Source organism: Paraburkholderia fungorum, assembly GCF_046027215.1.
Taxonomy (GTDB): Bacteria; Pseudomonadota; Gammaproteobacteria; order Burkholderiales; family Burkholderiaceae; genus Paraburkholderia; species Paraburkholderia fungorum_D.
Genome location: NZ_JAQQEN010000002.1, coordinates 2,658,314 through 2,681,514, shown reverse-complemented (window position 1 = coordinate 2,681,514; position 23,201 = coordinate 2,658,314). Strand labels below are relative to the sequence as shown.

The following is a 23,201-nucleotide window of genomic DNA, read 5'->3' as shown; positions in this document are numbered from 1 at the left end:
CGCCGGATGCTGAGTTCGGCCGCGGCAGGTCAGGCGCCCAGCGCGACTGCTTCGCCGGCCGATACCGCCAGCAGCTGATGGATTTGCGCCACCACGGCGGCGCCTTCGCCGACTGCCGCCGCAACCCGCTTCGTCGATCCGGCGCGCGCGTCGCCGATCGCATACACGCCTTCGACGGTGGTGGCGAGATCGCAAGCCGATGCGCCATCCACGCTGGCGCCCGTAAGCACGAAGCCCTTGCCATCGAGTTCCACGCCGCAGGTGCGCAGCCAGTCGGTATTCGGGTCGGCGCCGGTGAAGAGGAATAGATGCCGCGTGTCGAAGTGATTGGTGCCGTCCGGCAGCGGCTTCTTCAGGCGTACCGCGGCCAGACCGCTTTCGTCCGCTTCGAGTTGGCCGATCTCCGAATTCGGGTGGACAAACACATTCGGCAGCGAACGGATACGGTCGATCAGGTAGCGCGACATGGTGGCTTCAAAGCCGCTCCGGCGAATCAGCACATGGACTTTGGCCGCATGCGTTGCCAGATAGACGATCGCCTGGCCCGCCGAGTTACCGCCGCCCACGAGGACGATTTCCGAGCGCTTGCACAACTTGGCTTCAACCGGCGAAGCCCAGTAGTACACGCCGCGTCCGTCGAAACGGTCGAGGCCTTCGAGTGCTGGGCGCCGATAAACGGCACCGCTGGCGATGACAATTGCGCGGGCCGAAATATGGCCGCCGCACTTGAGCTCCAGCTGATGCGGCGACGCCTCGCAATGCAGCGCTTTCACGTTGACCGGAATCGCGACGTGCGCGCCGAACTTCTGCGCCTGCACGAATGCGCGGCCCGCCAGCGCCTGTCCGGAGATGCCGGTCGGAAAGCCGAGATAGTTTTCGATCCGCGAGCTGGCGCCTGCCTGGCCGCCCGGCGCGCGGCTGTCGAGCACGATCACCGAGAGCCCCTCCGAGGCCGCATACACCGCGGTGGCGAGACCCGCCGGCCCGGCGCCGACGATCGCGACGTCGTACACATGGCTATCGTCAAGATCGGGCAGCAAGCCAAGACAGGTGGCCAGTTCCGGCATGCTCGGATGGCGCAGCACGGTGCCGTCCGGGCAGATCACCAGCGGCATGTCTTCCTGCTGTGCGGCGAATTGCTCAATCAGACGCAGCGCGTCTTCGTCGCGTTCGTCGATGACCGAATGCGGATGGCCGTTGCGCGACAGGAAGCCTTGCAACATGACGAGTCGCGCGTCGCTGCTGGTGCCGATCAGGATCGGGCCGCCCGCGCCTTTCTCGATCAGCGACACGCGCCGCAGGATCAGCGCCCGCATGATGCGCTCGCCGAGTTCGGCCTCAGCGACGATCAGCGCGCGCAACTGGTCAGGTGGAATCAGCAGCGCATCGACTGGCGTCAGCGCTCTGCCGTTCACTAGCGCGGGCCGCCCGGATAGTTGACCGACTTCAGCGAGGAAATTGCCGGGTCCATGCTCGCCGATCATGAGTTCCCGCCCGATGCCGTCGCGCTGATAGACCTTGACGCGCCCCTCCAGCAGCACAAACATGCCCGGGCCGGTGTGGCCGGTCTCGAACAGCAGATCACCGGCCTGCCAATTCTGCTGTTCGCCGAACCGGCGCAGACGCTTGATTTCTTCACATGTGAGTGTGGGGAACATCTGGTGCATACGTGTCGCAAGCGACGAAAACGGCGCGTCGGCGACGACGGTTTGTTGCCCTTCAACTTCTTGAATCGCAAGCATTGAACCGCTCCTTCGGTGTTCATCCGGTTTGATCGACACGGGCGAAGCGGCGCGGGCGCGCGAGGGCGCCAATCCAGATGCGCTGCTGCGCTACACGGCCTTCGGCGCGATATCGTCGTCCACCGCCACGACCGGCGGCGGCGTGTTGGGCAGCGCTTCCACCGTCTTGCCCGAATCGCGCCAGGCTTCCATGCCGCCGCGTAACGGCAGCACATCGGAGAAGCCGGCCTCGTTTAACTGCTTGGCCATCCATGCCGCGGAAATCTCATTCGGGCACGAACAGTAAATCACCAGCTTCTGATCGTGCGGAAATCTCGCGACGATCTCATCGAGTTGCCGCTCGTCGGCGAATTCCGAACCCGGAATCACGAACGGATCGAGCTTGCGTTTTTCCTGCGAACGGATGTCGAACAGCACCGGCGTTTTGCCGGCCGCGACCAGCGCCGCCAGTTCGTCGACTTCAATACGGGCGGACGCGAGCTTCGAAATCAGCTGACGCCGGCGGATCCAGCGATAAGCTGCGTACAACAACAGCAAGGCGACGGCCACCAGTCCGGCGGTGCGGCCGAGGCGCCCCGCGGCGGCGAACAGCATGTCGATCTGCTGCGCGAACAACGCGCCGACAATCAGACCGGTGCCGGACCACAACGCTGCGCCGATGCTGTCGTACGTGAGGAACGTACGGTAGCGCGTACCCATGGCGCCGGCCATCGGAATCGAGACGATCGACAGGCCCGGGACGAACTTTGCCACCGCCAGCACACGTACGCCCCAGCGGCCGAAAAAGCGTTCGGTCTTTTTTACACAGGTGTCACGCGACAACGAGAGACGGCAAATCGTTTTCAGCGTGTTACCGCCGTACAGGCGCCCGGCGAGATACCACGCACTGTCGCCGATTAGCGTGGCGAAGATGGACAACACAAGAACCGGCACCAGTTGGGTGCCCACAGAGCCGGGGTGCATGGCAGCCATCGCGCCAAACAGCACGAGCGACGGCATCGCCGGCACCGGCAGCCCAAGCGAGGCGGCCAGCACGTTGGCGAAAACGAGCGCCGGCCCATATTGCTCGACGAGATCATGTAGCATCGGCTTACATCCGCAGCCCTTTCGGGAGCGGGGCAGGTAGGAAATCGAAGGAGAATGCAAGAATTATGGACGCATTTTCAATACGTGCAACCGGCCGCCCAGGATGGCTGTGGTTCCAGCGCAAAAAGGGCTAGCGCGGGCGCACGTCGGCGTGCTGACCGGCTGGCCGTCCGACCAGCCTTTCGCAATAAAAAGGTATGAAAAAAAGCCAGGCGCCAGGGTTGCGTGGAAGCCACGCACCGAATGTCAAAGCTCAGGCAATTTATAGCGCGGATGGAAAAGCAACGGCTTGAGGCGCGGCGGCGCGTGGCCGCCCGGTATTGCAGAGCCGACACACGGCATCCGTCTCCGACGCTCGCGAATCAAAACGCGACGCGGCGTGCCCGCGCTTATTGACGATGATTATGCTGTTCGCCGGGCAACTCGGCGCCATGCGCGCGAATCGCCGCAATCAGTTCAGCCGGCGTGATTTCGTAGCGCACTTCGCGGTGAATGCCTGGCTTGCGCTCATCGACTTCGACCAGAAGAATGCCTTTGCCGTCTTCGGTCGATTCGAGGCGCAGCGAGCGGAGTTCGCGCGCCGTTGCGTCGTCGTATTCGGTGAGCAGGGCCATTGACCCGGAGGACCCGGTAGTGCGCATCGAGGTTGTCCTTGTTCCGTTGTTGATCGAACCATTGTACGGGCGTCCGGGCAGGATGGCGCGCTGTCTGTCGCGCTGCATTCACGCCTTGGGTGTTTGCCCGTTCATCCGTCTGCTTGCCCCGCGCGCCGCTGCGAGCGTTGGCTGACGCGGCCCGCCGCACGGCGTGTGCCATGACGCCCGGCACTGATAACCAGTTTAACGCGACTCACCGGCGCGACGAATGCATTTTTCGTGCCCCGTGGCGGTGCAACACTTCTCCCCGGCTGTCACGGGGGCGACGCGCGCTTCGGTTATGTGGTGAAGGAGAGGGGCGGACCGGCGAGATGGATCGCGACCGGCAAAAAAATAGCCCGTCCCTGAAGAGGACGGGCTGCTAAACGCCGTTGTTACTCGGGTCAGCCGGCCCTTACAAACCCACTGGGCGCTGACGGCTCCATCCTGATGCGTCAATACCAGGCTGTCGAGGTGGGGCTAACGCCGATCTATCAGACCAATGAAGTTCGTCCTTGCATTAACCCCGTTGTCTTGAGGCTTTCCTCAGTAAATCAATCGGGTTTATCTAGCGCTGAGTTGCTCATGCAGAGTTGATTCACGCGTGGTGGGTAGCCGTTGAAAACCGGTGCCAGATGCGTCGCGCGGCTTGCAAAAGCGCTACACTGCGCCGATATCAGGGCAGCAGACACAATTCGTCCCTTCGAAACAGCAGCGGTCTGCCTGCGCGAATAACGCTACCTCGGCAAGCTGATGCAGAAGATCCTCGACAGTACCGAAGAGTCCCTGGCGCAGGCGTTCGCGTCGCTCGCGCAGAACGCCAGGCATCAGCGGCGGGTGTATCTGGCGACGATTGCTTCGCTCATGCTGATCGTCGTGGTCTTTACGTTACTGCTGGCCGTTCTTGCAGCAAGCAACCAGCTCGACTATTGGCGCACGCGCGTGACCCAGAGCGCCGCCGACCTCTCTTCGCTCCAGCACCGCGAAGAATCGTTCTTGCGGCGAGCCGAGTTCACGCTTGACTATTATCGCGACACCGACAACGTGTTGCGCGTGCCGGCAAGCGTCGAGGAATCCGTGCGCACAAGCGGTACGGCGCGCGGCACCGTGGATAGAGTCGACGCGCAATTCGACCTGTTGGTGGGCGAAGCAACGCGCACCGCGTGGGGCCCGCAACTCAACACCAAGCTGTGGCGCCTTTTCGAAGCGGCGCAGTCCATGCTGGTGACGCAACAGTCGTTCGAGTTGCCGCAACGCGCGATAGTGCTCGGGCTGAACGAGGACTATGCCGCTATCATGCCCTCGCTCACCCAACCGGTCGCGGGCGCGGGCGCGGGCCGTGCGCCTGCGCCGCCGCCGCCACCATTGATAGCGAGCACGCTGCGCCAAACGCTGGAGCGGGAACTACAGGCGCAAACCGGCAAGCGCGTGCCAGCCAGGGGCGAACGGATCTGGCTCCGACCGTACCGCGATCCGGTGCAGGGCATTCCGGTGATTTCAGTGGTGAGCGCCTCCTATGCGGGCGATACACCGGCCACGCTGATCGTGACCAGCATCCCGTTAAGCGTGCTTGCTGCGGGGCTTTCCGGCGCCACCCGCGAACAAACGCTGCTGCTGATGACCACGGACCGTCGCGTGCTGGTGTCGTTACCGTCAACCGACACGGCGACCGTGGACATGCTGCTGGGCGTGGCTGCTCAGGCGTCGTCCGACGCGTATCGCTACACCCGCGCCGGTGCGGTTTTGAGCGAGCCGTTGATGCCCGGCTTTGGCTCGTTGATCAGCTACATGCCGTGGAGCGGCCTGGCTGCGGCGCTGAAATGGCAACTGGCTACGCTCGCCGGCCTTGCGCTGCTTGTCCTGCTGGCGATCGCGCTGATAGCGCGTTTCTGGGGGCTGCGTCTGCTGCGTACCACCTTCGCGGAGACCTCACGCGCGCTGGAGAGCGAGACGATCAATCAAATTCTGGTCAGCGCAACACCGGTCGGCTTGTGCATCGTCCGGCATAGCGACTATTCGATCATGACCGCCAACGCTTTAGCCAATGAATTGCTGCGCATCGAAGCCGGCGCTAGTTGCTTGCCCGCGCATATCGTCGACGAGTTCCGTGCGCACGCAACGAATAAGCCTTCCGTGACCACGTTCGCGAGGATCGCCGATTTTGTTGCGCCCGCGCAGCCGCAAGCGCACGCATCGCTGGATGGAAACGACGCAACGCCCGCGCAGTTTCTGCAATTCACCTACGCTTCGGCTCGATACGCTCGCGAGGACGTGCTGTTCTGCGCGATTCTCGACGTGACCACGCGGCATGCGCTCGAACAGCAATTGCGGAATGCGCAAGAAACCTCCGAAACCATGATGCGGGCACGCTCGAATTTCTTTGCGTCGATGAGCCACGAGATTCGTACCCCGTTGAACGCGTTGCTCGGCAACCTCGAATTGTTCGCGCGCACGCCGGGCCTGGAAGCGCATGCGCAACGGCTCACGACGTTGGGTGTCGCAGCGCAGGCGCTGCGCGGCATCGTGAACGACATCCTCGATTTTTCGAAGATCGATGCCGGCGAGATGCGACTCGTCACCGAAGCGTTCCGCCCGCTCGACGACTTCGAGAACATTGCACTGTCTTATGCGCCGATGACCGCGGACCGGGCGATTCGATATTACGCGCATCTTTCGCCGACGCTCGACCAGGTGCTACGTGGCGACCGCACGCGAATTGCGCAGATCGTCAATAACCTGTTGAGCAATGCGTTCAAGTTCACGTTGTGCGGCAAGATCACGCTGAACGCCGAGGTGAAGGACGATCCGCAGGGCCAGCCGGTTTTGATTTGCCGGGTTTGCGATTCGGGCATCGGCATGGACCAGGCGACAGTGGCGCGTATTTTCAGTCCGTTTGCGCAGGGCGAGGTGAGTACCTCCAGCCGTTATGGCGGCACGGGCCTCGGCCTGTCGATCTGTGCGCGATTGTGCGAATTGATGGGCGGGCACATTTCAGTAGAGAGTGTGCTCGGTGTCGGCAGCGCATTCACCGCGTCGATCCCGCTCGCACCGCCTCCCGAGGAACTGCGCGTGCCGTTCGTCGAGCCGGCACGCCGTGGCAACGTGCTGGTGCTCTCGCAGGAGCGCGAGTCAGGGCAACTCCTCGACATCAGCTTGCATCTGGCGGGCTGGACCGTTCAAACGGTGGTGTCGATGCGTAGTGCGCAAGCGTGGTTGCACGTGAACCGGCCGGACGCGTTCGTGGTTACCGGCGAATACGACCTCGAAGCGATCGCTGCGCTGCGCGAGATTTACCCGGTGGGCGTCGTATGGATCACGCGTACTGGCCCGCATCGCCCTGCTCCTTGTGGCGAAGGTGTGCTCGAAGTGACCGAATTCAGCCGCAGGTCGATTCTGGCCGCGGTCGATCTTGCGGCGACGGGCGCCAGTGATAGTGCGGCGCAGCCGCCGAACCCCACGGTCATGCCGCCCCCGGTGGCCAACCCCGCGCTGCAGGGATTGACGGTTCTGGTTGCCGAAGACAATCCGCTGATTCAGACCTTGATCGCCGAACAGCTCAGCGCGTTGGGCTGTGTGCCGACCATCGCCGGCGACGGGCGCCAGGCACTGGCGATGTTCGGTCAGACGCGCTTCGAGGTGGTGCTGACCGATATCCATATGCCGGTCATGGATGGCTATGAATTGCTGGCGGCGTTGCGCAAGTCCGATGCGAACGTGCCCGTGTTCGCCTTCAGCGCAGTCACTGACAATCAGCAACGGGACGGATGGCATGAGCGCGGCTTTACTGGCTATATCGCCAAACCCGCATCGTTAGGCGAACTGGAGGCCGCGTTGCTGGGGGCCGCGGCCGCGCTGACGCAAGCAGCGCCGCAGGAGCCAGCGACGCCGGCGACCCCCGCGCTCGCCGCTGAACCTGCGAACACGCTGGACGCCGAGGACAAGGCGCGCTACACCGCCATGCTTAAAGAGCATTTGCGAAATGACCTGCCGAGGCTGATGGCGATCGTCGAGAAGGAGAACCAGCAGGCGTTAGGCGGTTGGGCGCATAGCGCGAGCGGTGCGTTCGTGATCGTGCAGGAGTGGACGTTCGCAGAGCAATGCCGTGAGTTGCAGCGGCTGTGTGAGAACAGCGAGCGTTGGACGACGGAGATGGACGAGCGGGCGATCTCGCTGCACGACGCGCTGTCCGATCAGTATGGGCTGGATGAAACGCCGATGCACTGACGTGGGGCGGCGGCGCCCGTCCCAGATTTTGGGCGCGTAAAAAAACCCCGAAGTTTAGTGCCGGTCTCCTTGAAAGACCAAGTTCCGGCGAGGCGCGCCACAGACTGAAACTGTGGGCGTAGTGTAAACACCTACCTGTTAAAAATTTCAGAGCTGCCTTCCCAGTGGCACTCGATCGGGGCCTTTCAAGCAGGCTGGACCTCGCAAACGTAAAACTATTCAAATAAATATTCCTGAACGATTTTCACAGGGTCCCGAAATATCGTCGTTCTAAAAAAATTATCGATAGGGATCACTAAAGTTTATCCACGCCTCGCCGTTAGAGGAGTTACCGGCCATCCCGGCTCGAAGTTCGAAGTAAAGGTTTGTCTGTCGTCCGTTCGCTCGGTTTGAGCGGCAAGGGCATGGGATGCGGCTGGCTACACCCGGTTCCTGGCATTCCCGGGCGAGTCCTTCTATCCGTTTTCGGGGAAACAAATGAGCAAATTTCTTAAAGTATTCGTTCGCGACGAGCGTGGCGTCAGCGCCATGGAATACGCCATCCTGGCAGGCATCATTGTCGTCGCTCTGACGGCGGTCAGCGCGGCGTTCACCAGCGGCGTGGGCACCATGTTCTCTAACTTGTTCACCAAGATCACACAAGCAGCTGGCTAACAGCTGATCGATCGTGCCGGAGATCTGGACCCGCCTGGTCCGGCTCTCCGTTTGGCCGATCCCGTTTTCCAGTACGGCCTCTATCGTGCACCTACTATCTCTCGCCATCCGTCTTGTCGTGCTGTGCGCGCTGCTCTGGCTCGCGGTCACCGACATTCGTTCGCGTCGCTTGCCGACCCGGGTCGTGCTGGCGGTCGGTGCGCTGTTTTTCGTGGACGCGGCAACCCTTCGCCTGAGCCTCGACCAGGTGATCGTCCACTTGGGGTTGGCGCTGGGTGTCTTCCTCGTTTGCGCTGCGCTGTTCGCGGCAAAGATGCTTGGCGGAGGCGATGCGAAGCTTGCCTCGGTCATTTTCCTGTGGGCCGGCCTGAGTCTCGCGCTGCCGGCCCTGACGTTGATTTCAGTGATCGGGACGGTGGTCTCCCTGATCAGCCTTGCGACGCGAAACATGAATCCGGACCAGCCTTCGCGGCCGTTGCGGGCGTTGGCGATGTTTTCTGGAGCGCGCGGCGTCCCTTACGGCGTAGCGCTTGCATTCGGCGGTGGGGTGGCGATTGTGCTGCCCGCCGTGTTGCCCCTGATTCTGAAGCGATAGGACGTCGTCCCCATGTCAAACGTCATTAAATTCGCCGTGCTCATCGTCGGGGCACTCATGATCGCCCTGATCGTGCGTGTGGTCATCGTAAGCGGCTCGCATCCGGCGAAGCGGGTCGTCGATACCCAGAAGGTGCTGGTCAGCGCCGCCGATCTGCCACAAGGGCTTCTGCTGCGCGACGAAGATCTTGGCTGGAAGGCTGTACCCGTCGCGGACGTGCCGGCGGGCGCCATCGTCTCCGGCGCGCCGGACGCGCTGGAATTGAAGGGCGCGCTGCTGCGCCATGCGGCGGCAAGCGGCACCGTTCTGGTGGCGGAAGACGTGATCCTGCCGAGCGCGCCTGGTTTCCTCGCGGCGACGCTCAAACCTGAAATGCGCGCGGTGTCGGTAGCGGTCGACGATGTGTCCGGCAACGCCGGTCTGATCCAGCCGGGCGACTACGTCGACCTGCTGCTGACCCAGCAGATGGACCGCCGCACCGATTTACCCGACCTCGCGGTGTCGAGCGAAACCGTCGTCGAGCACGTCCGGGTGCTGGCTGTCGGCTCGGAAATCAAGCGGCCGAAGAACAGCGACGCGCCGGAGGTAGCCGGCAACCGGGCCCGCACCGTCACGCTGGAAGTCACGCCGCGCATGGGTGAGGTCGTGTCTGTCGCCGCGCGCCTTGGCAGCCTGTCGCTCGCGTTGCGCAGTTTCGCGACGGCGTCGCGCGACCCTGCGGTTGCGATGCCGGCTTCCGCCGCGCAGCCCGCGCCGGTTTGGGCCGGCGACATCTCCCGCGCCGTGCGTGACCTGCCGCGATCGCGTGGGGTCCAGGTCGCCGCCGCGGCACCGATCCCCGTCGCGCCGCGGGCGGTCACGATCTATCGAGGCTCCGAGAAATCCGACACGACGTCGGGCGTGGTCCCAGCCGGCGATAGTACGCCGCCGCTGCCGTCGCTCCCCGCGTCGCGCTGAGGCTGTTCAAACCGCAAGACCCAGGTCCCATTCGCCAGGATAGAGAGACGTCAAATGCCGTTCAGTCCGATTCGCAACGCAATATGGGTGATGGCTTGCGCAGTAGCGTGCGCAGCACCGGCGCTCGCGGCTCCTCCGCATACAGCCAAGGCGCACGCCGCCTCCGCCCACGCGGCGTCCGCTGCTTCGGCACATGCCGTAGTCGTCCGCACTGCTGCCGTGGCACCGGCCGCTATGCCGTACAACGCTTTGGAGCCCCTTAATCTCAGCGCGGGCAAAGGGACGCTGGTCCGTTTGAGCGAGAACGCCAGCTCGGTTTTCGTCGCCGACCCGACGGTCGCGGACGTTCACGTCCCGTCGCCGATGGCCGTGTTCGTGCTGGGCAAGAAGACCGGGACGACGACGCTCTACGTGCTGGGCGCGAACAACAAGACACTGGTGCAGCGCACGGTCGTCGTCGGGCGCGACATGGACGGCCTGCGCAGCATGATCGCCGCGCGCTTTCCCGGCATGAACGTGCAGATGACCACGGGTCAGGGCTCATTGCAGCTGTCCGGCAAGGCGGCCAATTCCGCCGATGCGGATGCCGTCGTCCAGGCCGTCACGCCCTATCTGGGGGACAAGGAAGTCCTGATCAACCGCATGACGATCGATCGCCCGCTGCAGGTGCAGTTGCGCGTACGTATCACCGAGGTGGACCGGAACGTCACGCAGCAACTCGGGATCAACTGGCAGGCGATGGGCAGCGCGGTCGGCAATTTCTATGGCGGCATCTTTAGCGGGCGGCCGATTTACAACCTGACCCAGCCGATCGTCGGGCCCAACGGCCAGACGACCTTTCCGGTGAACCTGCCATCCAACGGCGCGTTTTCGCTATTCGGCGCGTTCAAGACCAATAACGTCAATATCCAGGCGCTCGTCGACGCATTGAACCAGGAAGGCCTCCTGACCGTTCTCGCCGAGCCGAATCTCGTGGCCTTGTCCGGGCAGACGGCGAGCTTTCTTGCCGGTGGCGAGTTCCCGATTCCGGTGTCGCAGACCAATGGTGCGATCTCCGTCGAGTTCAAGCAGTTCGGCGTGAAGCTCGATTTCACGCCGACCGTGCTGAACGATCGCCGCATCAGTCTGAAGGTGCGTCCGGAGGTGAGCCAGATCGACACCTCAGTGAGCGTGACGACCGGCGGCATCACCGTGCCGGGCCTGAGCGTGCGCCGCGCGGATACCACCGTGGAGCTGGGCAGCGGCCAGAGCTTTGCGATCGGCGGCCTGTTGCAAAGCAATACCCAGGACATCATTTCGCAGATTCCGGGTATGGGTTCCATTCCGATCCTGGGCAAGCTGTTTTCGTCGACGAACTACCAGAACAACAAGACTGAGCTCGTGATCATGGTGACGCCGTATCTGGTCGAGCCGACCGATTCGGCGAAACTTCGCACGCCGCTCGAATCGCTGGTCTCGCCGAGCAGCGACATCGAATACAGCTACAGGCGTCAGGCTGGCGAGGCAACTTCTGCGTCTGACCAACCGCGTCTCGTCGGCGCGGCCGGATACGTCTATTGAGCCGCTTATCGAGCCCGACATCATGAAAACCGCCCGTCTTCTCACGCTCTTTCTCGCTTGCGCTGTCGCGGCCAGTGTCAGCGGTTGCTTCAAGCCGCCGCGCAGTATGCCGGATCCGTCGGCGATAGGCTTTGACGGCCACTCCGCCTTGCCGCCCGATTGCGCGAGCCTGGCGCGCCCTTCGGTATTGACGGACGCGGGCTCGCATCGCCCGAGCATGGAATGGGGGTGTGCAACCTACACCAATCTCGCGGCGCAAGTGGCGCATCCGCAGGACCTCGTCAAGCCGCAGCCGCTCGGTCCGGCCGACGCCGCCGTCGCGGCGAGCGCGGTGCGCCGCTACGAAACCGGCCATGTGATTCCGCTCGATACCGCCACATCGCGCGATTCCAAGTGACGCGAGCAACACCCACGGAAGAACACCATGAGCACGACTGAGTTCAACCTCACGAAGGGCAGCACCGCCACCCGGGTCGCGGATTTCATTGCGTTCGTCAACGATCGCAAGACCGAGCAGGTGCTCAAGAGCTTCGTGCTCGACCAGGCCATGCCGCATACGCACATCGCGATCGGCGGGGTCACCGACGCGATTGCGTATCTGTCGAAGATCGAGCGCTCGCCGCAATTCCTGCTGGTCGACCTGCACGACTCGGTGATGCCGCTCTCGGACCTCGGCCGGTTGGCGGAAGTGTGCGAGCCGTCGGTTCAGGTCGTGGCACTGGGCGAGCGTAACGACGTCGGCCTCTTTCGCAGCTTGCTGAAAATCGGCGTACGCGACTATCTGGTCAAGCCGCTCACGGTGGAACTGCTCAAGCGGACCGTCAACGTCGCCGAGGGCAAGGTCAGCCCCGTGATGCTGGCGCGTGCCGGCAAGACGATCGCGTTTGCGGGAACGCGCGGCGGCGTCGGCACGACCACGATCGCGCTCAACGTGGCCCGACATCTCGCTGAGGACACGCACCGCCGGGTGGCCTATGTCGATCTGAACCTGTACGGCGGGGCGGCGAACAGCATGCTCGGCATCCAGAGCAACAACGGCCTGACCGACGTGCTGCAGAACGTGCACCGGCTGGATCCGCAGTACGTGGAGCGCACGCTCGTGGCCAAAGGCGCGCGGCTCTTCGTGCTGTCCGCCGAACTCGACTACGGGAGCGTCCAGCCTTTCGCGAGCGGCGCGCTGGAACGCGTGCTCGAACTGCTGTGCGACAGCTTCCACTATGTGATTCTCGACGTCGGCAAGACGACCGATCCGCTTGCGGGCGACGCGTTCGATTTTGCGTCGCGCGTCTATCTGATTGCCGACCGTTCCGTGCATTCGACCCGCGAGACAATCCGCCTGCTGCGCTTTATCGAGGACCGCGACAACAATCCGCCCACCTCGCTGCTGCTGAACAACCCGAACGCTGCGAGCGCCGGCAAGGTCCAGGCGGCGGACTTTACCTCGGCGGTCGGACGCGCTGCGTTGTATGAGATTCCGTTCGAAGCCAAGGCGATCACGATTGCGGAGAACCTCGGCGAGGCGCCGCAAGAAAAGAGTCCGCACGGCTTCAATCAGACCATTACGCGCATCGGCCACGACCTCACCGGTCAGCCTGCAACGGCTGAGCGCACCTTCTTCCAGAAGCTCGGACTCAGGAGAGGCTGATGTTCGGGCAAAAACAGGTACGCACGTCCGACCCGGCAGACGATTCCGCAGCCGCGGAAACCGTTGCCGTGCTCGAAGCGGCGGCGGCACCCGTCGCGGCTCCCGTCCCTGCGCCGGGGGGCAACGAGACGTTGGTCCGCTCGGAACTGTTCAAGACCATCCGGACCGGCGTATTCAGCTTGATGAACGCCTCCGCCGCGGTGGGCAGGACGCGTGAGCAGATGAAGCTCGGCGTCGAACAACTCGTGCTGGAAATTGCCGAACGCGAGCATTTGAACATCACGATTGCAGAGCAGGGGCAAATCGTCGGCGAACTGCTGAACGACATGTTCGGGCTGGGGCCGATCGAGCCGTTGCTCGCCGATGAGACCATCACCGACGTGCTCGTCAACGGGCCGGACCAGGTCTACGTCGAGCGGCATGGCCGGCTCGAACTGACGCCCTTCAAGTTCCGCGATAACACGCACGTCATCAATGTGGCGCAACGGATTGCTGCAGGGGTCGGGCGGCGCGTCGACGAAAGCAGCCCGATGGTCGATGCGCGTCTCGCCGACGGCAGCCGGGTCAACGTCGTGCTGCCGCCGCTCGCGATCCATGGCGCCACCATCTCGATACGGAAGTTTTCGAAGCGCAACATCACGCTGCACCGCATGGCGCAGCAGGGCAACATGTCGCAGCAAATGGCGAATCTGCTCAAGCTCGCGAGCACCTGCCGCCTCAACATCATCGTGTCCGGCGGCACCGGCTCCGGCAAGACGACGTTGCTCAACGCGCTCTCGCATTTCATCGGACTCGGCGAACGGACCATCACCATCGAGGATGCCGCTGAACTGCAACTCGTGCAGCCGCATGTCGTCAGTCTGGAGACGCGGCCCGAGAATGCCGAAGGGCTTGGCGGCGTGGCGCAGCGCGATCTGGTGCGTAACGCGCTGCGGATGCGGCCTGACCGGATCATCCTCGGCGAAACACGTGGCGCTGAAGCCTTCGACGTCCTGCAGGCGATGAACACCGGCCACGATGGCTCGATGACCACGATCCACGCGAACACGCCGCGCGACGGCATCACCCGGCTCGAGAGCATGGTGATGATGGCGAACGGGAACCTGCCGCTTCTCTCCATTCGCCGGCAGATCGCGAGTGCCGTGCACCTGATCGTGCAGATCGAACGGATGCGCGACGGCATGCGCCGCGTGACGCGGATCACTGAGCTGGTCGGCATGGAAGGCGATGTCATCATTACTCAGGACCTGTTCACGTTCCGCTACGACGCGACGGCCTATAGCGAAGAGGTCAAGGGCGTGTACGAATCCGCGCTGGTGCGGCCGGCGTTCTCCGCGCGCGCGGCGTACTACGGGCTCGAAGACGCGTTACTGGAGGCGATGAGGCCATGACCCGCGTCGACCTCCTCACTGCGTGCGCATTCGTCCTCGTGCTGATGCTCGGCGGGATGTGGCTGACTGTGCAGGACATGCGAAAAAAGCAGCCTCATGCAAGGATCAAGTCGCGCATGGAGGAGGCATTCGGTGCACATAGCGTCCGCCCCAAGGACGTCAAGGCACACCACACGGACCTGTTCACGATCGATAAAAGGGACAACGTATTCAGCCGCTGGTATGGCCCGAAGGCGGCTCGCCTTCGTACCGTCGCGGGGAAGAACGGCACTCGGATCGTGTTCGCGGCCGCTGTGGCGGGGGAAGTGGTCGCGCTGCTGATGACACGCTTCATGCCGCTGCCCGACTTCGCGAGGCCACTGCTTGTTGTCGGGCTGCCCGCGTTCGCGACGGTCCGTGCCTACGGCTTTCTGATCCAACGCTTTCGCCGACGGTTTCTGGACGGCTTTCCGGACGTGATCGATCTGATCGTACGTGCGGTGCGCGCGGGTGTGCCGGTGACACAGGTCATTGGCACCGTGTCGAGCGAGTGCGCCGAGCCGATACGTCAGGAGTTCAGGTTGATGAGCGATTCGCTCCAGGTGGGTCTCGATCTGGAAGAAGTGCTGTCGGTCGCGGTCGAGCGCATCGAAATCGCGGACTTCTCGTTCTTCTGCGTCTGTTTGCTGCTGCAGCGTGAAACGGGCGGTCAACTCGGCGAAACGCTCGAGGGTCTGGCCACGATCGTCCGGACCCGGCGCGAGATCCGTCAGAAAACCAAGGCGCTAACGGGCGAAGCCCGCATCACGACCAAGATCATGGCTTGCATCCCGCTCGTCATCATGCTGTCCATGTATGTGTTGAATCGAAATTACCTCTTTATTCTGTTCGAGACGCATCCAGGACAAAAACTGATGACATTCGGCGCGATCTCCATGGTGTTCGGCTTGCTGGTGATCGGCAAGATGTCAAAACTGGATACATCACGATGAGCCCCGCCAGCGTCGAGACCCTGATCAACCTGTTGATGCTGCTGGCGCTGCTGGCCGCGCTCACGATCTGGTGGGCAACGAAGCATGGTGGCCGGCGCGGCCGGATCGCCGAACGGGCGCGGCAGGCGGCGCTCACCCAGCGCGCCGACAGCATGGCCATTGAGGAGGTCGAGACGGGCAGCGGGTTTGCTCAGCGCCTCCTACGCCGCCTTGCGATCATCGGCGACCGCCTTCCGCTTTTCGATACGAAATACCGCCTGAAGCTGCAGAAGGAAATGTTGCGGGCCGGGTATCGCAGTCGGGCCGCCGTATCGGTCCTGCTCGCAATCAAATTCGCGGTCGGACTGATCTGCGCTGCGCTGACGGTCATGCTGGGCTCGCACATTCCGGTGCTTGGCGCGCAGCCGGTCGGCCGGGGCGTGATGATGATCTTCGTGTTCATTACCGGGATGATCATTCCTGAATACATCATGGCATTTCGTGCCTCGCGACGTCGCAAGGCGATGGCGGGGTGCCTGCCCGACGCGCTCGACCTGCTCGTGATCTGCACCAACGCCGGCAACAGTCTCGGCGTGAGCATCCGGCGGGTTGGCGACGAACTCGCGACGATCTGCCCGCCGCTTGCCGGCGAATTCGCGCTGACGGCCGACGAACTGAAGCTCTCCGGCGACAGCACGCGCGCGCTCCACGGCCTGGCCGAACGCATCAACCTGCCGTCGATTCGTGCGCTGATTTCCACACTGACCCAATCCATGCGTTACGGCACGCCGATCACCCAGGCACTGCGTACGCTGTCGCGCACGGAACGTCTCGCGCACATTGTGTCGCTGGAAGAGAAGGCCGCCAAGCTCGCGCCGAAGATGGTCGTACCGATGATGCTGTTCATTCTTCCCGCAGTCGTCGCGATCGCGGCTGGCCCGGCCGTTATTCAACTGATGGACGCTATCGCCAAACAATGAAAAACGCTCACTTCACCATCGCCCCATGCACACTCTCCGCGCGAGGAGCAAAGCTCCTGCGCGTCGTCCGGCACGCCGCGCTGGTGGTGGGTGGCGCAGCGCTGCTGGCGGGAACCGCGGCCTGTACCACGACGACCCAACGCGTTTCGGAGACGCGGCCCGTCTCGCGGAACTCGACGCCGAGCAGCATGAGCGAACTGCGTATCGCGGATACGGCGCTCGACTCGGGCAACCTCGAACTGGCGACGACGCTCTACGAGAAGGTCGTGAAGGCCGATCCGCAGTCAGTCGACGGCTTGACCGGGCTCGGCAATACGCTCTACGCGGTTGGCGACTTCACGCGTGCGGGGGTCTACTACGACCACGCGAGCAAAATCGATCCGAATGCGACCACGCCATTGATCGGCCTTGCGCGTGTCGCCATTCACCAGCGCCGCTTCGACGCCGCCATTGCCACCTATCAGCGCGTGCTGGTGGTGACACCCAACGATCCGATGGCCTTGGCTGGCCTCGGCGCGGCGTTCGACCTCACGGGCGATCACCTGGGCGCGCAGGCCGTGCTGCGGGACGCATTGAACAAGAACCCCGGCGATCCGATGCTGAGCGTGAACCTGGGATTGTCGCTGATCCTCAGCGGTAATCCGCGCGAGGGCGCGAACGTGCTGCTCGACGTCACGCGCTATCCGGCCGCGCCCCCGCAGGCCCGTCAGGATCTCGCGCTGGCGTACGGCCTGCTCGGAAATACGGACGCGGCAGCGGAAATCCTGGGACGCGATCTGCCTAAGGCCTCGGTGCAGGACAACTTGCGCTTCTACGAGATCCAGCGCGAGCGTCTCGAGTCGCGGCCGGGGACGGCAAAAGTCGTGGCCGTGCCGAGCGTTGCCGTGCAGGCAGCGAGCCTCCGATGAAGACGGCGGCCTGGCAGCGGCGTCACGGGCTGGCTGGCCCGCTTGCTGACGACAGTGGGGTGTCGGCCATTGAATTCGCGATTCTGTCGCCGGTCGTGTTCTTCCTCGTTTTTGGCACGCTTGAACTTGCACTCGACATGATCGTGGACGCATCGGTGCAGATCGCGGCGGAGTCCGCGTCGCGCACGGGACTCACCACCACCGCTCCGGCCACCGGCACGCGTGCGGATCAGGCAAAAAGCATTGTGATGAGTACACTCGGCGGCTGGCAGAACATCGGCGGGACGGTGACGATCAACACGCTGAACTATGGCACTTACAGCAATATCGGCACACCGAACTATCAGAACAACATGGGCGGCTTTGGCGATGTCGTCTCGTATCAGATCACCGTCACCTTGCCGACGGGCTTTACGGGTTTACCTAAACTTTTCGGCGTGCCATTGCCGCTGACGTTCCAACGCAATTTCCTTGTGCAGAACGAAAAATGAAAAGCACACCACAAAAAGTGCCCCTGGCTGAGGGCTGCGGGTTGCGACGGGTCGTTCGCCGCCTGCTGCGATCGGATCGTGGCAGCGTGACCATTGAGTTCGTCGTCATTGTTCCGCTGATGCTGCTGACGATGCTCGGCTTCAGCGAAATCTATATGTACATGCGGGCAGTGAGTCTCGTCGAGCATACGGCGTTCACACTGGCTGATTCGTTGGGGCAGATGACGTCGGTTATCAACGACCCGACCACGAGTTCCTCGAACAGCCTCGGTTCGATCTGGAGCGCGGCGACGCTGATCGCTGCGCCCAACAGCCTGCAGGGGAAGGGCGGCGTGTATATCACGTCGATCTGCGATCAGACGATACCGGGCTGCACCTCGGCCAACGCGGCCAACCCACCGTCTCCGCCCAACCCGCCGACGATGGTAGCGGGCACGCCGCTCAAGCTCTGGCAGCAGAACGCACCCTGGACCCTCCCGGCCATGAAGTCGCTGGAAACCAGCGGTCACCTCCTGCCCACAACATGGCCGTTTCGTAACGGCGATTCGGCGATCGTGGTCGAAGTGTTTTATTCCTACACGCCCTTCTCGATGACCATGCCCTTCTGGACCAGCGCGCCGGGCACACAGGTCATTTATGAGCGTGTTTATGTGCGTCCGCGTATGGGCAAGCCGCTTCCACTGGTGGCCTCATGATCCCGAATCCCCTCGCGGCAAGAGCCGCTGGCAGGGCCGCCCGCCGTGTGGTTCCGTCACAGCCTCGATCCCTTACGACATTGCTTAAGGGCGATGAGGGCGCCGTTACCATCATGTTCGCGATGTGCGCGACCCTGATGATCGGCGCGATGTGCACGGCCATCGACGCCATTCATTACGAGATGACGCAGACTCGCGTTCAGATGGCGCTCGATGTGGCCACGCTATCCTCAGGCGTCAACCTCTCGCACTACAACTCGACCACCGGAAACGATCTCACGCAGTGGCAGGCGGACGCGCGCGCTTACTACAACGCGAACATGCCATCGGGCTACATGGACTTCGCCATGCCCGACTCCCAGTTTTCGGCAACAATCAGCGGCGTGCCGTCCACCGGTCAGACCATCCAGCTCTCGGCAAAAGGCACGGCGCCGCTACTGGCGCCGATCATCTTTGGTGCCGGCAAGCTGGGTGACGGCTCCGGTTCCGGCTCCGGCTCCGGTTCGGGCGGACAATTGCCCGATACCGTGACGATTACCGCCAGCAACACCGGACTGCGCCTGCCGCAGAGTCTGCTCGAACTGGTGCTGGTGCTCGACAACACGGGCTCGATGTCTGACTACGCGAGCAGCGACAAGACGCAGGGTACGAAGATTCAGGGGCTGCGGACTGCGGCCACCAATCTGGTGAACGACATTCTCGGTATTCAGAACAACCAGTCCTACATCGGGCTCGTGCCCTTCACCACGATGGTGAACCTCAACGGATCGCTGCTGCCCAGCGGCAGCTGGATGACACCGAGCTTCACTTACAACGCCACCAACGTCTCAATGGCGGTCAATCCGAACGTGACCGGGTCGGGCTGGGGCGGCTGCGCCGTCGAGCCGCGCGATGATAAGAACAATATGTATCCGAAAGCCTATGCGCCGAAGGATGTACCTGGTTTCACGCCGTTCTACTACAACGTGCCGAACAACACAGCGCCGAACAATGGTTTTCAGGTCACGACTTTCAAGAGTACGAGTGGCGGCAGCAACAATTGCGTCGTGTCGAGTACCACCAATGTAACCGGCGTCCCGCTGACTCTGCAGACCAACGGTTCTGCTACGGCCTGCAACGTCGGAAACGGAGTGGGGATCACAGCGGCCTGGGGCCAGGCCACCAAGACCAACGCCAAAACGAACACCTACGATCAGAACGGCAACATCAACGGCACGGGCAGCCCCTGCTCGATTGCACCGGTGAAATTCCTCACCCAGGACGCGACCTCGTTGACTACCGCTATCGGCAACATGCAGGCGGCGGGCTCGACGATCATTCCGACGGGTTTGCTGTGGGGCTGGCGCATGTTGTCATCGAGCTGGTCGAACAATGTGTCGAATGGAAATGGCTGGGTATCGGCCGACAGTACCTTGCCCCGCCCGGAGATCACCCAGGGTTTGCAGCGGGTGGCGATTGTCCTGACCGACGGCGAAAACGACCCGGGCAGTGCGAACGGCATCATGCCGCCACCGTCGTTCAATGGCTTGTCCGGTGTCGGGACCAGCGCGTTGCAGGCACCGACCGTGACACGCCCGGCGGACGGCTCGTCACTCTCGAATGGTTCGACGACCTCGGTCTCCGACATCAATGCGTTCCAGCTCGGTGTCTGTACCGCCATGAAGAATGACGGGATCATCGTCTACGCGATCACGTTTGGCACGTACGGGACCGATCAAACGAGCGTGGCGGCCCAGCAGATGATGCAGAGTTGCGCGTCGCCGGGGAACTACTACCACGCGCCAACCAATGCGACGCTCAACGCTATCTTTCAGCAGATCGCCGGCAACCTCGGTGTGCTTCGATTGACGCAGTGAGAGAGGAAATTGTTAGCCGGCTTGCGACGCGCGGCCAGATCGATCAAGGGACGCAATGGGCAAGGAACTTCACGCCGCGGATGTGCATTGCTCCGCTAAGTTAATAGCGCCGCATGCGGTGCTATTAGTGATTACGTTGCTACTCGCTGTGGTTGATATGGCCTGGTGCTGGGGAGGGCATTGGTCGGTAACTATACGTGGAATAGCGCCTGTCTTTTTTGTTGTTCCTGCCATTCTCGCCCCTCTTCTTTTCGCGCGGTACCGGCATGACGAGAGAACGAGGGTTGGCCTGGTTTGCTCGTCACTTTTTATTTCGTTTTCCGTAGTCGCCTCGATTTTTAGTTATCTAGTTGTCAGCACGAATGCACCATTGGTGGATAGTTCGCTGGCCAGCTGGGATCATATGATCGGCTTCGATTGGCCGACAATTTTTCTATGGACGAAAGAACGGCCGCGCCTCGACTTCGTTCTGGACCTGGCATACTCAAGCGTCTTTGCGCAGATTGGCGTGGCCATCCTCTATCTGGCGTATACCAGACGACACGAGCAGCTTGCAGAGTTTAATGGCGTATTGGCTATCTGTTTTCTGATAACCAGCATCATTTCATGTTTTTTTCCTGCCGCCGGACCTGCCAAGTACTACCACGCCGTCGTATATGCCGACGTCTCGATGCTCAGTCACTTCGAGCCTTTGCGAGAAGGGACGCTGAGAGTAATCGATTTGCGAAAAATGCAGGGACTCGTTTCGATTCCCTCCTTTCACACGATCATGGCCATACTGCTGGCCTATGTGATGCGGAAAACGCCCCCATATCCAGTTTTCTTAATACTAAATATTGTCGTTATCGCTTCAACGCCGACGCGTGGGGAGCACTATCTCGTTGACTTGATCGCAGGCGCAATGACTGTGGCGACGGTAATCGCGCTGTGGAATAGGCATAAGTTCGTGTTTGTCAAAAGAGAGCGGCGCGATGCTGATGTTATTCAGGCGGAACCGTGGAGTAAGGTGTGAATCACCTGGAGGGCGCGGCTTCAAGTTAAGCGGTCGTGCGTCGACAGGCTCGGGAAACACGGTCAATCTTGGTGTGCAGGGGTAATGGGCGGGAACACCGAAGTTTGATTTCAAACTCAATCTTCGGTGTTCTCAGCAAATCAATCCGCTTTAGTTACCGCCATTAAACCAGCCCCGTCGCGTAGTACACGCCGATAACAAAAAACACCGCCAGCGTCTTGATCACCGTCACCGCGAAAATGTCGCGATACGACTGACGGTGCGTCAAACCGGTCACTGCCAGCAGCGTAATCACCGCGCCGTTGTGCGGCAGCGTGTCCATGCCGCCGCTCGCCATGGCGACGACCCGGTGCAACACTTCCATCGGAATATGCGCGGCTTCCGCACCCTTGATGAACGTGTCGGACATGGCCGCCAGAGCGATGCTCATGCCGCCCGATGCCGAACCGGTGATGCCTGCCAGCGAGCTCACCGACACCGCCGCGTTGACGAGCGGATTCGGAATGCTCTTGAGCGCGTCGCTGACCACGAGGAAACCAGGCAAGGCTGCGATCACGCCGCCGAAACCATATTCCGACGCTGTATTCAACGAAGCGAGCAGCGCACCGGCCACCGCTGCCTTGGTGCCGACCGCAAAGCGCTCGCGCACACGGCCAAATGCGGTGATCACGACCATGACGATGCCGAGCAGCAGCGCGCCTTCCACGGCCCAGATCGCGACCACGCTCTTGATCGTCGTGGTGACGGGTGTATGGACGCCGGGCAGGATGTCCGGTGCGACCGTGTACGACGTACCGTACCAATCGGGAATCCAGCGGGTCAGCAGGAAGTTCGCCACGCCAACCAGTACCAGCGGCGCAACGGCGAGCAGCGGATGCGGCAGATGCTTCGATTCGACGCGTTCCGGCTCGTTGAGGAGTTCCGTGCCGTAACCTTCGCCGGTGGCCATGGCCGCGCGGCGGCGCCATTCCAGATACGTGAGCCCAACCACGATGATGAACAGTGAACCGATCACGCCGAGCGCGGGCGCGGCCCACGACGTCGTTTTGAAGAAAGTGGTCGGGATGATGTTCTGGATCTGCGGCGTGCCCGGCAGCGAATCCATCGTGAACGAGAACGCGCCGAGGGCGATTGCGCCCGGCATCAGGCGCTTCGGAATATTGCTCTGGCGGTACAGCTCGGCGGCGAACGGATACACCGCGAATACCACCACGAACAGCGACACGCCGCCATAGGTGAGCAGCGCGCATACCGCGACGATCACCGCATTGGCGCGCGAGCGTCCGATATAGCGGATGGCCGCGGCCACGATCGATTCCGAGAAGCCCGACAGTTCGATCACCTTGCCGAACACCGCCCCCAACAGAAACACGGGGAAGTAAAGCTTCACGAAGCCGACCATTTTCTCCATGAAGATGCCAGAGAACACCGGTGCGACGGCGGACGGGTCGGTGAGCAGCACCGCGCCGAGCGCTGCGATTGGCGCGAACAGAATGACGCTGTAGCCGCGATAGGCTGCAAACATCAGAAACGCCAGCGCGGCGAGGACGATAACAAAGGACATTGAGTCTCCAAAGCTTGGTTGTTCTACGTGTACGCCGTTCCGATGAGGCGACGGCCCGGCGCCGTCAGACGCAGGTTCCGTGCCACACCCGCCACGACAGGCTGCCGGTCGATTTCGCAGGCCGGCGTTCGGAACGTGATGCGGCCGATTGTACCCAAACGTCTCAAAAACGGGACGTAAACTGGCTGAAGATTCGGTGAATTCGGGTAAAACCCTTATGCAGCAAGCTTGTCGATCATCTCGTCGTTGAGATAAG

General features: G+C 62.4%; 19 protein-coding genes. 15 read left to right on the top strand and 4 right to left on the bottom strand.

The annotated features are described in order from the left end of the window. Positions 1–29 precede the first annotated feature (29 nt). From PQR27_RS32320 to PQR27_RS32310, 3 genes are all read right to left on the bottom strand, one after another. Entirely contained in the window at positions 30–1,742 is a 1,713-nt protein-coding gene (locus PQR27_RS32320; RefSeq protein WP_408527620.1) for an FAD-dependent oxidoreductase, read from the bottom strand. 90 nt (positions 1,743–1,832) lie between these two features. After that, positions 1,833–2,828, bottom strand: a complete 996-nt coding sequence (locus PQR27_RS32315) for a DedA family protein/thiosulfate sulfurtransferase GlpE (protein ID WP_408527619.1) — start codon at positions 2,826–2,828, stop codon at positions 1,833–1,835. Between the two features lie 389 nt (positions 2,829–3,217). After that, positions 3,218–3,469 carry a hypothetical protein gene (locus PQR27_RS32310; RefSeq protein ID WP_035560791.1) on the bottom strand — a complete coding sequence of 84 codons (252 nt, stop codon included), beginning with the start codon at positions 3,467–3,469 and terminating at the stop codon, positions 3,218–3,220. 747 nt (positions 3,470–4,216) lie between these two features. Here PQR27_RS32310 and PQR27_RS32305 point away from each other — a divergent pair. The 15 genes from PQR27_RS32305 (at position 4,217) to PQR27_RS32235 (ending at position 21,381) form a co-directional block, all read left to right on the top strand. After that, positions 4,217–7,687, top strand: coding sequence for an ATP-binding protein (locus tag PQR27_RS32305; protein WP_408527618.1), 3,471 nt, complete (start codon positions 4,217–4,219; stop codon positions 7,685–7,687). Positions 7,688–8,164: 477 nt separating this feature from the next. Beyond that, positions 8,165–8,341: a Flp family type IVb pilin gene (locus tag PQR27_RS32300; RefSeq protein WP_408527617.1), complete on the top strand. Its 177-nt coding sequence runs from the start codon at positions 8,165–8,167 to the stop codon at positions 8,339–8,341. Between the two features lie 85 nt (positions 8,342–8,426). Then, positions 8,427–8,936, top strand: coding sequence for an A24 family peptidase (locus tag PQR27_RS32295; RefSeq protein WP_408527616.1), 510 nt, complete (start codon positions 8,427–8,429; stop codon positions 8,934–8,936). A gap of 12 nt (positions 8,937–8,948) precedes the next feature. Beyond that, a complete protein-coding gene (cpaB, locus tag PQR27_RS32290) occupies positions 8,949–9,893 on the top strand; it encodes a Flp pilus assembly protein CpaB (RefSeq protein WP_408527615.1) in 945 nt (314 codons plus the stop codon). Between the two features lie 81 nt (positions 9,894–9,974). Continuing rightward, on the top strand, positions 9,975–11,453 hold the full coding sequence (locus tag PQR27_RS32285) for a type II and III secretion system protein family protein (protein WP_408528373.1): 1,479 nt from the start codon (positions 9,975–9,977) through the stop codon (positions 11,451–11,453). Between the two features lie 22 nt (positions 11,454–11,475). Continuing rightward, a complete protein-coding gene (locus PQR27_RS32280) occupies positions 11,476–11,850 on the top strand; it encodes a CpaD family pilus assembly lipoprotein (protein WP_408527614.1) in 375 nt (124 codons plus the stop codon). 27 nt (positions 11,851–11,877) lie between these two features. Next, positions 11,878–13,098 (top strand): CpaE/TadZ family protein, encoded by a 1,221-nt coding sequence (locus PQR27_RS32275; RefSeq protein ID WP_408527613.1) that lies wholly within the window; start codon positions 11,878–11,880, stop codon positions 13,096–13,098. After that, entirely contained in the window at positions 13,098–14,489 is a 1,392-nt protein-coding gene (locus tag PQR27_RS32270; protein WP_408527612.1) for a TadA family conjugal transfer-associated ATPase, read from the top strand. Before PQR27_RS32275 ends, PQR27_RS32270 begins: the two co-directional genes overlap by 1 nt. Next, positions 14,486–15,460 (top strand): type II secretion system F family protein, encoded by a 975-nt coding sequence (locus PQR27_RS32265; RefSeq protein WP_408527611.1) that lies wholly within the window; start codon positions 14,486–14,488, stop codon positions 15,458–15,460. The genes PQR27_RS32270 and PQR27_RS32265 overlap by 4 nt, the downstream gene beginning before the upstream one ends. After that, complete coding sequence (locus PQR27_RS32260; RefSeq protein WP_408527610.1) at positions 15,457–16,419, top strand: type II secretion system F family protein; 963 nt, start codon at positions 15,457–15,459, stop codon at positions 16,417–16,419. Before PQR27_RS32265 ends, PQR27_RS32260 begins: the two co-directional genes overlap by 4 nt. After that, on the top strand, positions 16,416–17,327 hold the full coding sequence (locus PQR27_RS32255) for a tetratricopeptide repeat protein (RefSeq protein WP_408527609.1): 912 nt from the start codon (positions 16,416–16,418) through the stop codon (positions 17,325–17,327). The genes PQR27_RS32260 and PQR27_RS32255 overlap by 4 nt, the downstream gene beginning before the upstream one ends. Continuing rightward, positions 17,324–17,818 (top strand): TadE/TadG family type IV pilus assembly protein, encoded by a 495-nt coding sequence (locus tag PQR27_RS32250; RefSeq protein ID WP_408527608.1) that lies wholly within the window; start codon positions 17,324–17,326, stop codon positions 17,816–17,818. Before PQR27_RS32255 ends, PQR27_RS32250 begins: the two co-directional genes overlap by 4 nt. 86 nt (positions 17,819–17,904) lie before the next feature. Beyond that, the gene (locus tag PQR27_RS32245) at positions 17,905–18,513 is read left to right on the top strand and encodes a TadE/TadG family type IV pilus assembly protein (RefSeq protein WP_408527607.1); all 609 of its coding nucleotides are present in this window, start codon (positions 17,905–17,907) and stop codon (positions 18,511–18,513) included. 113 nt (positions 18,514–18,626) lie between these two features. Continuing rightward, positions 18,627–20,369 (top strand): vWA domain-containing protein, encoded by a 1,743-nt coding sequence (locus PQR27_RS32240; protein WP_408527606.1) that lies wholly within the window; start codon positions 18,627–18,629, stop codon positions 20,367–20,369. 55 nt (positions 20,370–20,424) lie between these two features. Then, complete coding sequence (locus PQR27_RS32235) at positions 20,425–21,381, top strand: phosphatase PAP2 family protein (protein ID WP_408527605.1); 957 nt, start codon at positions 20,425–20,427, stop codon at positions 21,379–21,381. 163 nt (positions 21,382–21,544) lie between these two features. On the opposite strand, the gene PQR27_RS32230 is transcribed toward PQR27_RS32235, so the two are convergent. Further along, positions 21,545–22,945 (bottom strand): GntP family permease, encoded by a 1,401-nt coding sequence (locus PQR27_RS32230; protein ID WP_408527604.1) that lies wholly within the window; start codon positions 22,943–22,945, stop codon positions 21,545–21,547. Positions 22,946–23,201 lie beyond the last annotated feature (256 nt).